This is a genomic window from Streptosporangium sp. NBC_01810, assembly GCF_035917355.1.
In the GTDB taxonomy this organism is placed as follows: Bacteria; Actinomycetota; Actinomycetes; order Streptosporangiales; family Streptosporangiaceae; genus Streptosporangium.
The window spans coordinates 2055193-2069052 of sequence record NZ_CP109070.1 but is presented as its reverse complement, the minus strand read 5'-3'; the positions used below and the strand labels follow the sequence as shown (position 1 = coordinate 2069052).

The 13860-nt window shown below is 70.3% G+C and carries 13 protein-coding genes; 10 read left to right on the top strand and 3 right to left on the bottom strand.

Features of this window, described 5'->3' with window-relative positions; genetic code table 11:
* Positions 1–492: 492 nt before the first annotated feature.
* The 3 genes from OIE13_RS09445 (at position 493) to OIE13_RS09435 (ending at position 3494) form a co-directional block, all read left to right on the top strand.
* The gene (locus tag OIE13_RS09445; RefSeq protein ID WP_326641003.1) at positions 493–735 is read left to right on the top strand and encodes a hypothetical protein; all 243 of its coding nucleotides are present in this window, start codon (positions 493–495) and stop codon (positions 733–735) included.
* Positions 736–881: 146 nt separating this feature from the next.
* On the top strand, positions 882–2099 hold the full coding sequence (locus tag OIE13_RS09440) for an FAD-dependent oxidoreductase (RefSeq protein WP_326829878.1): 1218 nt from the start codon (positions 882–884) through the stop codon (positions 2097–2099).
* A 63-nt stretch (positions 2100–2162) separates the two neighbouring features.
* Positions 2163–3494: a class II 3-deoxy-7-phosphoheptulonate synthase gene (locus OIE13_RS09435; protein WP_326641006.1), complete on the top strand. Its 1332-nt coding sequence runs from the start codon at positions 2163–2165 to the stop codon at positions 3492–3494.
* Positions 3495–3683: 189 nt separating this feature from the next.
* On the opposite strand, the gene trxA is transcribed toward OIE13_RS09435, so the two are convergent.
* Entirely contained in the window at positions 3684–4055 is a 372-nt protein-coding gene (gene trxA, locus OIE13_RS09430; protein WP_030908921.1) for a thioredoxin, read from the bottom strand.
* A 208-nt stretch (positions 4056–4263) separates the two neighbouring features.
* Between trxA and OIE13_RS09425 the strand changes: the two genes are divergently transcribed.
* Positions 4264–4683, top strand: a complete 420-nt coding sequence (locus OIE13_RS09425) for a VOC family protein (RefSeq protein ID WP_326829877.1) — start codon at positions 4264–4266, stop codon at positions 4681–4683.
* Positions 4684–4774: 91 nt separating this feature from the next.
* On the opposite strand, the gene OIE13_RS09420 is transcribed toward OIE13_RS09425, so the two are convergent.
* Complete coding sequence (locus OIE13_RS09420) at positions 4775–5389, bottom strand: lamin tail domain-containing protein (RefSeq protein ID WP_326641012.1); 615 nt, start codon at positions 5387–5389, stop codon at positions 4775–4777.
* A 163-nt stretch (positions 5390–5552) separates the two neighbouring features.
* Here OIE13_RS09420 and OIE13_RS09415 point away from each other — a divergent pair, with 163 nt between their 5' ends.
* The gene (locus tag OIE13_RS09415; RefSeq protein ID WP_326641014.1) at positions 5553–6614 is read left to right on the top strand and encodes a pentapeptide repeat-containing protein; all 1062 of its coding nucleotides are present in this window, start codon (positions 5553–5555) and stop codon (positions 6612–6614) included.
* Positions 6615–6812: 198 nt separating this feature from the next.
* Entirely contained in the window at positions 6813–7502 is a 690-nt protein-coding gene (locus tag OIE13_RS09410) for a permease prefix domain 1-containing protein (RefSeq protein ID WP_326641016.1), read from the top strand.
* 166 nt (positions 7503–7668) lie between these two features.
* On the opposite strand, the gene OIE13_RS09405 is transcribed toward OIE13_RS09410, so the two are convergent.
* A complete protein-coding gene (locus OIE13_RS09405) occupies positions 7669–7998 on the bottom strand; it encodes a PadR family transcriptional regulator (protein ID WP_326641017.1) in 330 nt (109 codons plus the stop codon).
* Positions 7999–8164: 166 nt separating this feature from the next.
* Between OIE13_RS09405 and OIE13_RS09400 the strand changes: the two genes are divergently transcribed.
* The 4 genes from OIE13_RS09400 to cydC are packed head-to-tail and all read left to right on the top strand — an operon-like array spanning position 8165 to position 13517.
* Positions 8165–9349, top strand: coding sequence for a cytochrome ubiquinol oxidase subunit I (locus tag OIE13_RS09400; protein ID WP_326641019.1), 1185 nt, complete (start codon positions 8165–8167; stop codon positions 9347–9349).
* 10 nt (positions 9350–9359) lie between these two features.
* Complete coding sequence (locus OIE13_RS09395) at positions 9360–10127, top strand: cytochrome d ubiquinol oxidase subunit II (RefSeq protein ID WP_326829876.1); 768 nt, start codon at positions 9360–9362, stop codon at positions 10125–10127.
* Positions 10128–10143: 16 nt separating this feature from the next.
* Entirely contained in the window at positions 10144–11820 is a 1677-nt protein-coding gene (gene cydD / locus OIE13_RS09390) for a thiol reductant ABC exporter subunit CydD (protein ID WP_326829875.1), read from the top strand.
* Positions 11817–13517, top strand: coding sequence for a thiol reductant ABC exporter subunit CydC (gene cydC, locus OIE13_RS09385; RefSeq protein WP_326641025.1), 1701 nt, complete (start codon positions 11817–11819; stop codon positions 13515–13517). The genes cydD and cydC overlap by 4 nt, the downstream gene beginning before the upstream one ends.
* Positions 13518–13860: the final 343 nt, after the last annotated feature.

The window sequence follows — 13860 nt, the reverse complement described above, 5'->3', positions numbered from 1 at the left end:
GCCGTTTCGCCGCCTGGATTGACGCCCTCCCATGGCTCGAAAGCCGGGGATTCCAGCACCCGACCTGATGGTCGGGTCTGTCGGTTCGCGGTTCACCCTTCAACGTCTTGGATAAGCCTAGCGGGTTTCACCGAACACCGGACCGGGGGCGGAGGCCCTCGACCGGAGCTCGGCGGGCTGTCCGCCGCTCCCCGGCGGGCCTCCGCACGGACACGAAATGCCCTGACTGTATATCCGTGAGATGGGAGCGCTCCCAACTGCCCCAATGAAGGGGTATATCCTTACTTCATGCCGATAATCCCACCTAAAACGATCAGATGTAACGGTTGAGTTTCGGCATATTGACGTTCCGGTTGCCCGTCGCCCACTCCTCGTGGGAGCGCTCCCAAAACATATTGAGGAACCACCGCACCGCGAGGCCGTGTTTGTCGGGGAGCGGCCCGCGGTGTCACCTCCCAATGATTCGGGCGACCACCTGAGAGGGGTCCGGAAATGTTGAACAACAAGCGGCACGGCACGCTCGCCGCCGTAGCGGTCATGGCGGCCACCGCCCTGGCCATCACCTCGTGCGGTTCCAGCGAGCCCGCCAAGCCCGCGGCGGGCGACGGCGGCGCCACCGCCGCGGCCGAGCCGGTGACCATCACCGTGCACACCTTCGGCGGCGGCGAGAACTTCGGCTACGACAAGGCCGTGGAGACCTGGAACGCGGCACACCCCGACATCCAGGTCAAGTAGAAGATCTACGCCCAGAGCTCGGATCGGGCGCCGCCACCGGCCAGCCGCCACGGCCCGATCGGTGCGGACGCGGCGCCGAGGAAAAGACCGCGCCCGCTGTTCTCTTAGGCGGCATCTCGTGCCAGAATTTCATGGGGTGATGAATTATGGCTCGGAACACATGCGTGATCGCCGGGGGCGGACCCGCCGGGGCGATGCTCGCACTACTGCTGGCCAGAGCCGGCGTCGAGGTGACGCTCCTGGAGAAGCACGGCGACTTCCTGCGCGACTTCAGGGGCGACACCATCCACCCGTCGACCCTCCAGATTCTCGACGAGCTGGGCCTGGCCGAGGAATTCCACCGGCTCCCGCACCGCAAGGCGTACGGAATGGAGATCCAGACCGACGACGCCACGGTGCCGATCGCTGACCTATCAGGACTTAAAGGCAAATATCAGTACATCGCCTTCGTGCCGCAGTGGGAGTTCCTCAACCTGCTGACCAGTGCCGCCGCCAGGTATCCGAACTTCCACCTCCGCATGGAGGCCGAGGTCCGCGGGGTGATCCGCGAGGGCGACGCGGTGCGCGGGGTGCGCTATCGGGACGCCTCGGGTGAGCACGAGCTGCGCGCGACGCTCACCGTCGCCGCCGACGGCCGCCACTCGGACGTGCGCCGGTCCGCCGGACTCGTCCCCTTGGAGCACGGTGCCCCGATGGACGTGGTCTGGTTCCGGCTGCCGCGCGAGCCCACCGACTCCGACTCGACGTTCCTGCGGCTGTCGGCGGGCCACCTGATGGTGTCGATCAACCGCGAGACCTACTGGCAGCTCGCCTACGTGATCCCCAAGGGCGGCTTCGAGGAACTGCGCTCGGCGGGGATAGCGGCGCTGCGCGAGCCGGTCGCCAGGCTCCTGCCCTCCCTGGCGGACCGGGTCGAGCTGCTGTCCGGCTTTGAGGACGTCAGCGTGCTGTCGGTCGCGCTCAACCGGCTGCGCCGCTGGCACCGGCCGGGACTGCTGGTCATCGGTGACGCCGCGCACGCCATGTCCCCGGTCTTCGGCGTCGGCATCAACCTGGCCGTGCAGGACGCGGTCGCCGCCGCGAACCTGCTGGCCGGACCGCTCGCCGCCGGGGCCGAGATTCCCGAATCGCTGCTCGCAGGGGTCCAGCGGCGGCGCACCCCGCCCACCGTGATCACCCAGTTCGCCCAGCGCGTTGTCCAGAACCGGCTGATCCGGCCGGCGCTGACCGAGCGCAGCCGCCCGGTGCGGCTGCCGCGCGACATCTCCCGCCTTCCCCTGATGGGCCCGCTGGCCAGGCGCTTCATCGGCCTGGGCGTCCTGCCCGAACACGTCGCCGATCCCGCGGGATCTCACCAGGTATGAAGGCCTTCTCACCATGTGGACAGTCGGGTCCGTTCGCCCAGCCGGTTGCAATAGCCTGATGCCGTGAGCATCAACCTCGATTCCTGGCGGCGGCTGCCTGCGGCGCAGCAACCCGAGTGGCCCGACCGCGGCGAGCTGGACAAGGTCGTCACCGAGCTGAAAGGGCTTCCGCCCCTCGTCTTCGCGGGCGAGTGCGACAACCTCAAGGCGGATCTGGCGGCGGTGAGCCGGGGCGAGGCCTTCGTCCTGCAGGGCGGAGACTGCGCCGAGACCTTCGCCGGCGCCACCGCCGACGATGTGCGCAACAAGCTCAAGACGCTGCTCCAGATGGCGATCGTGCTCACCTACGCGGCGAAGGTCCCCGTGGTGAAGATCGGCCGCATGGCCGGGCAGTTCGCCAAGCCCCGCTCGAAGAACAGCGAGACCCGTGACGGCATCGAGCTGCCCGCCTACCGGGGCGACATGGTCAACGGCTTTGACTTCACCGCCGAATCCCGCGTCCCCGACCCGTGGCGGCTGCTGCGCGCCTACCACTCCTCGGCTGTGACGCTCAACCTGGTCCGCGCCTTCACCAAGGGCGGCTACGCCGACCTGCGCCAGGTGCACGCCTGGAACCAGGACTTCGTGGGCGAGTCCCCCGCCGGCAAGCGCTACGAGCAGCTCGCCCGCGAGATCGACCAGGCACTGGCCTTCATGCGCGCCTGCGGGGCGGAGCCGGAGGAGTTCCACACCGTCGAGTTCTACTCCTCGCACGAGGCCCTGATCCTCGACTACGACCAGGCGCTCACCCGGATCGACTCGCGGACCGGCCGGCCGTACGACGTCTCGGCGCACATGGTCTGGATCGGCGAGCGCACCCGCCAGCTCGACGGCGCGCACGTCGAGTTCTTCGCCAGCATCCGCAACCCGATCGGCGTCAAGCTCGGCCCGACGACCAGCGCCGAGGACGCCCTCGCGCTGATCGAGAAGCTCAACCCCGACAACGAGGCGGGGCGCCTGACCTTCATCACCCGGATGGGCGCGTCGAAGATCCGTGACCACCTCCCCGAGCTGGTGGAGAAGGTGACCGCGAGCGGCGCCCAGGTGGCGTGGATCTGCGACCCCATGCACGGCAACACCTTCGAGGCGCCCAGCGGCCACAAGACCCGCCATCTGGACGACGTGCTGAATGAGGTGGCGGGCTTCTTCGAGGTGCACCGCGCGCTCGGCACCCACCCGGGCGGCGTGCACATCGAGTTCACCGGCGACGACGTCACCGAGTGCGTGGGCGGCGGTGCCGAGATCGTCGAAGACGACCTGGCCCGGCGCTACGAGACGGCCTGCGACCCGCGCCTCAACCGCAGCCAGTCGCTCGACCTGGCCTTCCGGGTGGCCGAGCTCTACCGCTCGGTCTGATACCCGCCTCCGCCGCGGCCCGAACCCTTCAAAGGGCCCGGGCCGCGAGGAGATCCGGATCCATCCGAACGATCGAGGATCCGCAAAGGCGCTCACAGGCCCGCGAGGTCGTTCCGGGCCCGCGGACACGATCCCCGAGCGTGCGAAAGCCCCGCGCCGCAGCCGGTCGCGAGGCTCTCCCGATCTGTGTCAGCCTTTCTGGACACCGAGCTCGTTGGCGAGCTCGGCTCGGATCGCGTCCATGTCGAGCGCGCGGACCTGGCCGATGAGGTCCTCGAGAGCGGGCTCGGGCAGCGCGCCCGGCTGGGCGAAGACGACGATGCCATCGCGGATGGCCATGATCGTCGGGATCGACGTGATCTCGAATCCCTGCGCGAGGGCCTGCTCGGCCTCGGTGTCGATCTTGCCGAACTTGATGTCCGTGTGCTTCGCGGACGACTTCTCGAAAATCGGCCCGAAGGTGCGGCACGGTCCGCACCAGGCCGCCCAGAAGTCCAGCAGGACGATCCCCTCATCGGCGATGTCGTTGAAGTTCTTCTCGGTTACCTCGATGGTGGCCACCGGTGGCTCCTCCTGTCGTTCACGTCTGTATGGCTGGCATAACCACTTCCCGTCCACGTGCATTCCATCCCGCCGGCCGCCGGCCCCCTCGAACCGGGCGACCTGGGAAGTCGCCGCCCGCGGGGGCCACGAGACCCGGGCTCACCGCGCGTCCCCGGTGTTCACCGGCCCGGCGGAAACGTCGGTCGCCCCGGCTAGGGTTCCCCGCATGATCGCTCCCCCTGCCAAGGACCTGTTCTCCGCCGTTGGACGCCTGGTGGTGCTCGTCGACGACCCCGACGCGGCCCTGGCCTTCTACCGGGACGTCCTCGGTTTCTCCGTGCTCCACGACCAGGTCACGAACGGCTACCGCTACCTGCACATCGGCCTGCCAGGTCAGGATGCGGTCGGGTTGTGGCTCATGCCCGTCGTCGACGACCAAGATCGCGAGCTGATCGGACGGCAGTCCGGCGGCCGGCCGTTGCTCGTCCTGTACACCGCCGATCTCGATCTGGTCGGCGAGCGCCTTCGCGAGCGTGGCGTGCGCGTGTGGGGCGAGCAGGAGGACGCCGACAGCCGTTCCCTGCACTTCGCCGACCTGTACGGGAACACGGTGGTCGTCGCGGAGCTGCACGGCTCGTCGGCCTAGCGGCCTCTCAGTACCAGGACGGCCGAGTGGCCCGGCACCGATCGGCACCGGGCCACCGTCTGTCAGCTCTTGCCGGCCTGCGGGGCCAGGCCTACAGGGTGAGGCCGACGATCACGGGGTCGTGGTCGGAGGCACGGAAGGCGTCGGGCTGGAAGAAGAACCCGCTGAGCTGGTTCGTCTCCTGGAAGTCGGCGGTCACGACGCCCTCGACGCGGACGACCTGGCCGGCCAGCGGGCCGGCGTCACCGCTCCCCTGTACCTGGGCGATCTGGTGGGTGACCGGAATCTCACACGGCTCCCCCGTCGGGGTGGGCGTCGGCGTGGGTTCCACCGTGGGTTCCACGGTCGGGGTGGGCGTTGGCGTGGGCTCGACGGCGCCGCCGGCGAGCTGGAGGAGGTGGTACTGACCGGGTGCGAGCGTGCCCGCCAGGGGGACGACCGGGTTGGCGCCGAAGTTTCCGGTGCCGGTGGCACTGGCGTACTGGACGGACCAGCCGTCCAGTGCGACGGGCGCGGCGCTGCGGTTGAACAGCTCGACATAGTCGTTGGTGAGTGGCGCGCCGGCGCTACCGCCACCACCGTAGACCTGGCTGATGACAATGGTGCCCGGCTCCGCCAGGGCCGGGCATGAGGCGAGGGTCGCGACGCCGGTGGCGGCGAGACCGACGGTCACGAGGGCGGCGAACGCCCGGGATAAAGCACGCATGACCGGGAGCGTAGAGCGGGATGAATTCCAGAACATCCACCCAAAAGTGGATAGAGGGCGAATTCAAGAATCTTGACACTTCATGTCTATCCAGCCCGGCCAGATATGGCTTTCCTTGACCTAGAGGTCGCTTGCCTCGGCGCCTGCGGGTATCACTGCGGTTATGAGAACTCTGGACGTGGGTTGGGACACCTGCGCCGCATCCCAGGGGTGCGCCGGATCCGCGCGGCAGCCGTACCGGCGCTGCCTGGCCCATCTGGACGCCGCCGAACTCGACGAGGTCGTCCGCGGCCTCTCCCCCGGTTCCACGATCGACCTGCGGGCCACAGTCGTCAGCAGGAACCTGCTGGAGCGGATCCTCTCCGCGACCCGCGGGCGCCTGGGGCGGGCCCGGTTCGACTGGGCGACCTTTCCCGAGAGCGTGCGGTTCTGCGACATCGCATTCGGCGGGGACGTCTCCTTCGACCATGCGCGTTTCCAGCGCCTCGCCTCGTTCTTCAACGCCAGGTTCGCCCGCAACGTCTCCTTCAGGGAGGTCAGGTTCGACAGGGAACTTTCCCTGCACGGGGTCGCCATCACCGGGCACGCGGCCTTCGACCAAGTGTCCATCAACGGCGACGCGCTGTTCGGAGGAGCGCTTTTCGACCGGACCGCGTCCTTCGAGAACGCCGACTTCCGGGGTTTCGTCACCTTCGACGGCACCGGATTCACCGGCGACGCGACCCTGAGAGGCTGCAGGTTCCGCCGTACCGTGTCGTTCCGCAAGACGAGCTTCGGCGGGCTGGCCGGGTTCGACGGGGCGCGATTCTCGGCGGGTGGCTACCTGGGCCCGATCTCGGTCGGCCGCCACCTGACCCTCGCCGGGGCGTGGGCGGGCAAGGGTCTCGACGTGACCACCGGCGGGTGCTCGGTGGACCTGCGGCGCCTGGAAGTGGACGGGCGGCTGACCGTCCGGCTCGACAACGCGCGGGCCGACCTGGAGGGAGCGACCCTGCGCGGCCCGGCCACGGTGCGGGGCCGGGCCGGCGCCCGGGTGACCTCGCTGCACGAGGTGGACGCCGGGGAACTGGAACTCTCCGACCTGGACCTCAGCGCCTGCCTCTTCACCGGAATCCGCCATCCCGAGGGGCTCCGGCTGAGCGGCTGCGCACTCGCCGTCGCCTCGCGCAGTCCATGGCCGAGGCTGCGCTGGTGGCCTCTGCGGCGCGTGCCCAACCACGGCTGAGACCCGCCCGTGAGACCGCGCGTGCCCGCGGAAGACCGTACGCTCCCACGGGATCCGAGCGTGTTCCGCGGGTGGCCGGCTGTCGACTCGGGGTCTTCTCAGGGTGGTCCCCGATGCGACGGTCCCGGATGGGCGACCAGGATGGGATATCCATACCCTGGGCGGGGATCAGGCCGCTGGAGAACATCTGGAGAGCGCATGGCAGGCACCGGGGTCATCGACGACTACGTGACCGGGCTCAGCCGCGCTCTCAGAGGTCCCAGGGGTCCGAGACTTGACATGATCACCGAGGCCCGCGACAGCCTGCTCGACACCGCCGAGGCGCTGGAGAGCGGCGGCCTGGGGCGCGAGGAGGCCGAGCGTGCCGCGGTCGAGGAGTTCGGGGCGATCGGTGAGATCGCGCCGGACTACCAGGAGGAGCTGTCCATCGCGGCGGGCCGCAGGCTGGCCGTCGTGCTGTTCCTCACCGTGCCGCTCACCACGGTCATGTGGAGCGCGATCTGGAAGATCTTCCCCACCACCCCGATGGGGTACGAGACCAGTCCCGACTGGTTTGTCCCGGTCGCCCGTGGCCTGGACATCCTCCAGATGCTCATTGGCGTGCTCGGCGGGATCGCGCTGTTCGCGCTGGGCCGGGGGCTGCGCAGGATCAGGCGCCCCCGGCTCATCACCCGGTTCCTGGGCATGTTCGTCTGGGCGATGCTGCCGGTCATGCTCGTGCTCTCGGGGGCACTGATGCTCGGCTCCCGCGCGGCGATCGGCTTGAGCGACTACCCGCCGGGAGTCGGTGCGGCGCTGGTGAGCTACGCGTTCTGGGGCCTGCAGCTTTATGGCGCCTTCCGATGCCTGAGCCTCACCCGCCGCGGCCCCGTCCCCGCCTGCACATAAACCCCGGCTTTCACATGACCCCCGACTGCACATAAACCCGACTGCACATAGACCCGGACTTGCGCATAAGCCCCGACTGCACATAAACCCGGACTTGCGCATAAGCCCCGACTGCGCATAAGCCCCGACTGTGCACAGGCCCCGCCTCCGCCGGACATGCCGGACGTCAGCGGGTGGTCCGCGGCTCCAGGACGCCGCCGATGACTCCGGCGAACTTCTGCCAGGCGGAGCGCTCGCCGGCGAGGGTCGTGCGACCGGAGGAGGTCAATCGGTAGGTGCGCCGCCTGCGGCCGCCCACCGTGGCCCACTCGCCGGTCAGGTATCCCGCCTGCTCCAGCCGGCGCAGCGCCGGGTAGACCGTGCCCGTCGGCACGTTCAGCGCGCCGCCGCTGCGCGCCTGGAGCGCCTCGATGATCGCGTAGCCGTGCAGGGGTTCGTGCTCCAGCACGGAGAGCAGCAGGGCGTCCATGTGGCCGCGGAGCGCGTCGGTGTTCACGCGATCGCCTCCGCGGGCCGGACGGATCCCGCATCGCCGCATCGGGCGGCCCGTTCGCTTCGCTCACTCACGTCGTCAGCCTACCTCTCGTATAGGCATTCTACCTGTAGGCGTTCTACATGTAGAGTGCCTACAGGTAGGCAGCCATAATATTGGAGGTGAGAGTGTGGACGTGCTCGACCTGGCCCGGACGCAGTTCGCCGTAACGGGGAGTCTTCACTTCCTGTTCGTCGCGCTGACCCTGGGCCTGGCCCCCCTGATCGCGATCATGCACACCCGCTACGCCATCACCGGCAAGCCGATCCACGAGCGGGCGACCCGCTTCTGGGGCCAGATCTATGTGATCAACTACGCGCTCGGCATCCTCACCGGGCTGGTGATGGAGTTCCAGTTCGGCCTGAACTGGAGTGGCCTGTCCCACTACGCCGGGGACATCTTCGGGGCGCCGCTCGCGATCGAGACACTCGGCGCGTTCTTCCTGGAATCCACCTTCCTGGGCCTGTGGATCTTCGGCTGGCATCGGCTGCCCAGATGGCTGCACCTGATGTGCATCTGGATGGTGACGCTGACCGCCTACGCCTCCGCCTTCTGGATCATGGTGGCCAACTCGTTCCTGCAGCACCCCGCCGGAGCCGTGGAGCGGGGCGGCCGCCTGGTCCTGACCGACTTCGGCGCGCTGCTCACCAACCCGACGCTGACCATGGCGCTGCCGCACGTGCTCGGCGCCGGCCTGTGGGCCGGCGGTTTCGTGGTGATGGGGGCCAGCGCTTACCAGCTGTTCAGGCACACCTCCGAGCGGGAGTTCTTCACGAGCTCGCTCCGTACGGGGGTGATCACCTCTTTCGTCGGCTCGCTGATCACGGTCGGCTTCGGCTACGCCCAGTTCGGCGCGATCTCCGGGGTCCAGCCGGACAAGTTCGGGGGCGGGGGACTTTCGGGGCTGGGGCTCGGCTTCATGATCATGATCGGCCAGCTGCTGCAGTTCGTCATCATGTTCGCGCTGACGCCGACCGTGTACTGGCTGCCGCGCTGGCGCTGGGCGCACCCCGTCCTGATGGCGATCACCCCGTTGCCTTTCCTGGCGGCGATCCTCGGCTGGCTGGCCAGGGAGTCAGGGCGGCAACCCTGGCTGATCAACGGCAGGCTGACCGTCGCCGACGCCATGTCCCCCGGACTCACCCCGGGGATGGTCACCGTCTCGTTCATCGCCTTCGGCGGCGTGCTCGGCCTGCTCGCGCTCGTCGACTACCTGCTGATCGCCCGTACCGTACGGCACGGACCCGCCGTCGCCACCCTCGGCGCGGACGCCCCCGCCGACCCCAACGAGCGCGCGCACGCGCTCAGCTACTAGGGAGCTGATCGTGGACATCCTCTGGCTGGGCGTTTTCGCACTCCTGCTGGTCGGCTATTTCGCCCTGGAGGGCTTCGACATCGGAGTGGGCATGCTGCTGCCCGTGCTCGGCAGGACGCAACGGGACCGGGACGAGATCGTCGCCGCCATGGCGCCGTTCGTCCTGGCGGGCGAGGTGTGGCTGGTGGCCGTGGCGGGCGTGCTGTTCGGCGCCTTCCCCTCGATCGAGGGGAAGGTGTTGTTCGGCCTCTACCCGCTGGTGGTACTGCTGCTGGTGTCGTGGATCCTGCGCGACGCCGGGCTCTGGTTCCGCCGCCGTGCCGACGGGAGCGCATGGCGTGCGACCTGGGACTGGGCGATCTGCGCCGGCTCCTACGGCCTGGCACTGAGCTGGGGCATGGCACTGGTCGCGGTGGCCGGCGGCCTGTCGGGGCCGGTGATCGGTCTGCTCGGTCTGGCGGGCGCTCTGGCGATGGCCGCGCTGTTCGCCCTCCACGGCTGGACGTTCCTCTCCTGGCGGCTGCCCGAGCGGATGACCGGGGCGCGCCGCACCGGATGGGCGCTCCTGGGCTCGGCGTGCGCCGCGGCCGCGCCCGTCACGGTGCTGCTCGTCGTGCTCGCCCCCTGGCTTCTGCACCATATGGCGCCCGCTGGGACGCTAAATGTGCTGAGTCTCATGATTCTGCCGTTCGCACCCTTCATGGTGGGTGCGCAAGTATGGGTATGGCGGACGTTCGGTCCCTGGCGTGCCGCCGACCGGGTTCCATCGTTCTTCTGAGGTCTCTAAGGTTGGCATGCACAAGGATCTTGTACGGCTGGCGCTGGGCGAGCGGGCGGTCCGCCGCCATCTGGCCGTGTGCCTGGCCTCCGCCGTCCTGACCGGACTGCTCGTCCTCGGTCAGGCGGAGCTGCTCGCCGGGGTGCTGTCCGGGCGGTTCGCGACCTCCGCCCTGATCCTGCTGGCTCTGCTCGTCGGCGTCCGGGCGCTGTTCGCCCTGGTACAGGGGGTCGCCGCCGGGTGCATGAGCACCGGAGTGAAGTCCGCCCTGCGACACCGCCTGCTGGCGCGGCTGCAGGAGCTCGGCCCCACCAGGCCGGCCTCGGTGCGCTCGGGAGAGCTGGTGACCCTGACCGGCCGCGGTCTGGACGCCCTCGACCCCTACCTGTCGGGCTACCTGCCCGCGGTGGCGGTCGCGGGCGTCGTGCCGATCGCGGTGCTCGTCCGGCTTTTCACCGCCGACCTGGCCAGCGCGGTGATCGTGCTGGTCACGCTGCCGCTCATCCCGATCTTCGGGGCACTGGTCGGCATGCACACCAAGGCCGTCACCGAACGTCAGTGGAGGGCCCTGTCCCGCCTCGGCGGCCACTTCCTGGACGTGGTCCGGGGCCTTCCCACGCTGCGCGCCTTCGGCCGGGCCCGCTACCAGGCCGAGGTGATCGCGTCCGTGGCCGACGCCCACCGGGCCACGACGATGCGCACGCTGCGGGTGGCGTTCCTGTCCTCACTGGTGCTGGAGCTGGCCGCGTCGCTCTCACTGGCCCTGGTCGCCGTTCCGGTGGGCCTGCGGCTGCTGTCGGGCTCACTGGACCTGTCGACCGCGCTGCTGGTCCTGCTCCTGGCACCGGAGGCGTACCTGCCGCTGCGCAACATGGGCAGCAGGTTCCACGCGGCGATGGAGGGCGTCGCCGCCGCCGACGAGGCGTTCGCCGTGCTCGACGGCCACGCGCAGGCTCCGTCCCCGCGTGGCGCACCCGCCGTCGGGCACGCGGGCTCTGGAGCGACGACGGCACCGGAGATCCGGCTGGAGCATGTCACGGTGCGCTACCCGGACCGGGAGGAGGCCGCGCTGGAGGACGTGTCGCTGGTGATCGCCCCCGGTGAGCGGGTGGCGCTGGTCGGCGAGAGCGGCGCGGGAAAGAGCACCCTGCTCCACCTGCTGCTCGGCTTCGTCACCCCCACCGAGGGCAGGGTGCTCGTCGACGGTGCCGCGATCGGCGACCACGACTCCTGGCGCGCGCGCCTGGCGTTCGTCCCCCAGCGCCCGCACCTCTTCGCCACCTCGGTGGCCGACAACATCAGGCTCGGCGCCCCCGGCGCGACGATCGACGAGGTCAGGGCCGCGGCGCGGGCCGCGCAGGCCGAGGAGTTCATCTCGGCGCTGCCGGAGGGCTACGACACCGTGCTGGGCGAGCGCGGGACGAACCTGTCGGCCGGGCAGCGGCAGCGGGTCGCGCTCGCCCGCGCGTTCTGCCGTCCGGGAGCCGGCCTGCTCCTGCTGGACGAGCCGACCGCACGGCTCGACGGCCGTAGCGAGAGCGCGGTCGTGAGCGCGACCCGCGACCTCGCCGAGGGCCGAACCGCTGTGATCGTCGCCCACCGGCCCGCGATGATCGAACTGGCCGACCGAGTGATCCGGGTCACCGACGGCCGCGTGGTGGCCGGGACGCGAGAGGAGATCCCCTCCCCATGATCCACTCCAACGGGATCCTGTCCGGCACCGGCAGGCGGACGGCCCTCGCCGCGGCGGCCGGAGCGGCGGCCGAGCTGGCCGGACTCGGGCTGATCGGATCCGCCGCGTGGCTCATCACCAGGGCCGCCGAGCAGCCTCCGCTGGCGGCGCTGAGCGTGGCGATCGTCGGGGTCAGGGCGTTCGCGACGACCAAGGGGGTCTTCCGCTACGGGGAGCGCCTGGCCGGACACGACGTGGCGCTGCGAGCCCAGGCGACGACCAGGGAGCGGCTCTACCAGGCGCTCATCCCCGCGGGACCGCTGAACCAGCGGGGGGCCGACCTGCTCAGCCGCATGGTCGACGACACCGACGCGGTGCAGGACCTGCTCGTACGCTGCCTGCTTCCGGCCGTCGCGGCGCTGGTCACCGGCATGACCGCGGTGGTGATCGGGCTGTTCCTGCTCCCGGCCGCGGCGCTGGTGCTGGTGGCCGGGCTGCTGGTGGCCGGGGTACTGATCCCGGCGGGCACGGCCGCCGCCGCGCGGCGCTGGTCGGCGCGGATCGCCCCCGCACGGGCCGACCTGGCGGCCCGGGTCGCCGACCTGGTGCACGGCGCGGCCGACCTGGCCGCCTACGGGGCGAACGAGCGGGCCCTGGCCGCCGCCGCCGAGACCGACAGCCGGCTGGCTGCGCTGGAGCGCCGCCAGGCACGGGCGAACGCGGCGGCCTCCGCCTTGGGCATGCTCACCCAGGGCCTGACCGTGGCGGCGATCGTCCTCGTGGCGCAGAACTCCGGCGCGGGCTCCGTGGCCGCCGCGGTGCTCGCGCTGACCTCGCTGGTCGCCTTCGAACCGGTGCTGCCGATGGCCTCGGCCGCCGAGCGGCTGACCGGGGTGCTCGCCGCCCTGCGCCGCCTGCGGGAGGTCGGCGCGACCGCTCCGGCGGTGCCGGAGCCGGCCACCGCGGTCGAGGTACCCGCCGGGCCGCCGACCATTGAGATCAAGGAGCTGGTGGTCCGGCACGGCGCCGACCGCGCCCCCGCGCTGGACGGCGTCAGCCTGACCCTCACTCCCGGCAGGCGTGTCGCCCTGGTCGGCCCGAGCGGCGCCGGCAAGAGCACCTTGCTGTCCGCCCTGATGCGCCTGGTCGAGCCCGAGTCGGGGACGATCAGGGTCAGCGGGGTGGACGTCAGGGAGCTGGCGTCCGACGACGTCCGGCGGGTGATGACCGGGCTGACCCAGGATCCGTACGTGTTCCAGGCGTCGGTGCGGGACAACCTGCGGCTGGCGGGCCCCGAGGCCGGTGACGAGGAGCTCGCCGGGGCCCTGCGGAGGGCGCGCCTGGAGGGATGGGTGGAGCGGACCGGCTGGGACGCCGTGCTCGGAGAGGACGGCCGGACGGTGTCCGGGGGGCAGCTGCAGCGGCTGGCGCTCGCGCGGGCGCTGCTGCACGACCCGCCGGTGCTGCTGCTGGACGAGCCCGCCGAGGCTCTGGACGAGACGACGGCGGACGCGCTCATGACCGACCTGCTGGACGCCACCCACGGCCACACGACGCTGCTCGTCACCCATCGCCTGCGCGGGCTGGAGCGGGTGGACGAGATCGTCGTGCTGGAGAACGGCTCGGTGGTCCAGCGGGGCACCCACGAGCAGCTGGTGGACCTGCCTGGGTATTACCGGGACCTGTGGCGTTCCGAGGCACTGACCACCGGGCACTGAGCACTCCCGCTTAAGTTGGCACGGCAGCTCAAGGGGCCTCATGGGCACCTTCCCATGCCAGTTGCCTAGGGCGCTCCCCTGCCGGATGCGTCGGCTCGCTGTCTAGGTCCAGCTCTTCGGAACGGTCGGCACCATGCGGGTCCCACATCTCCCTCAACCCCCATAGCTGCCGACACCGGGACTGCGACCGGGTTCTGTCAAGGGCGGCTTTGCGTGTACATGTTCCCGGTGACCTTCCGTACAGACTGGTTGTCCTACGATCACAGCCGTGCTTGACGGGTTCCGGGAGCCCCGGACAATTGGGCGACGGGGGCGCCCACCCGCACGCGCCACGCGAATCGGC